The sequence below is a fragment of the Luteimonas sp. A534 genome, from assembly GCF_054072805.1.
On the sequence record NZ_JBSVRR010000021.1, the window covers coordinates 1 to 1,357 of the forward strand.

1 protein-coding gene is annotated in these 1,357 nt (G+C 55.1%); it reads left to right on the top strand.

Annotation, left to right across the window (positions count from 1 at the left end):
* The first annotated feature begins 104 nt into the window (after nt 1-104).
* Complete coding sequence (locus tag ACW5F0_RS14720; protein WP_457000045.1) at nt 105-860, top strand: GTP-binding protein; 756 nt, start codon at nt 105-107, stop codon at nt 858-860.
* The last annotated feature ends 497 nt before the right edge of the window (nt 861-1,357 follow it).

Genomic DNA, 1,357 nt, shown 5'->3' on the forward strand with positions numbered 1-1,357 from the left:
CCGCTTCGTTACGCAAAACACATGGCAGGTAAAGCTTGCCATGTGTTTCGCTCCACTACGCGTCTCGGCTTAACTCTGGCGTTAGCCGTCATAGGGGGATTACGGTGAATTTGAAATGGCTTCTTGTAGTACTGCTGCTCTCTGGGTGTCAAAACGCAACGGCAAGTAAGGGTGGAGTCCTGTTGCTGGGCGACGACGCAAGACTTTCGCTACTAAGCGCTTCTTGGGTTGAGGCGCCGCACAAGGATGCTTCTGCATCAGAGGTGGCAAACGTCGCTGCGAGAGCCAAGCATGCTGTGCTGGTTATTGACGCGGCGAATGGCCCCTTGCCTATCACTCGGGAACACATCCTAATCGCGCGGCAGGCCAGAGTGCCGTCTCTGTCAATACTTGTCGTTAATACAGCTGCCCTGAATGGGCTCCCCGACAAGGCATCCCTAATTGACAAAGAAGTTGCCGAGGTTCGACAGCTCTTTGACAAGTACGAGATCAAAGGCAGTGCCGTGCCTCTCTTCTTTGACGAGGGCGGCCTGAAATCTATCCTTCGCGAGACTGTCGCACTTCCGGCTAGAGCGCCTGAGAATACGCCGCCGTCTCGTAAAGAGGTCTCTGGGCTTATCTATCTCCTGAGCGCGCTAGAGTCTCCCGGAGTAGAAGCCGTTAGACATGGTGACACCGTGACAATCTGGATAGGGGGGCAAACAACCAGTGCCAGGGTCAACTCTAAAGCTGCCATTGAGCCCGGCGGTGTGGGTGATATCCAAGTGGAAACAGAAGTCCCAGTTGGCTTCAGCCCAGGCCAGAGATTCCTCTTTGAGAGTGGCGGCAAGATAGTGGCTGCCGGGGTCGTCACCGAGTGACGGCTAACAATTCGTTCAAGCCGAAGCCGCTTCGCGGCTCGGCTTAACTCAAGCGTTAGGCCTTGTCAGTTAGAGTCGCGATGGATTCGATTGACTACAAACATTTACCACGCCGGCAATCGGCACTACAGGGGGAAGCATGAGCGCAGTTCTAGTGATCCTGGGGATCTTGGCAGCAGCTATCGGTGCGCTATCACTGAGTCAGGCAACAATGGGGGTCGGCATCATTGCCATTGGTTGCTTCCTCGCTATCCTCGCAAGGCTTGCTCAAGCTGAGGCTCATCACAGAGCACTGTCCCGGCCCAAGGCCTAACAATTCGTTCAAGCCGAACCTGCTTCGTTACAGCACCGTCGTGGCAGAAAAAGCTTGCCACGCCGTTGCCTCCACTACGCAGGTCGGCTTAACTTAGGTGTTAGGTTGCTAGGGAGAGTTCTATGCGCATCCAGTCTGTGGCGCTGCTATGCACGGCCTTCATCCTTACTGCCTGTACTTCGAC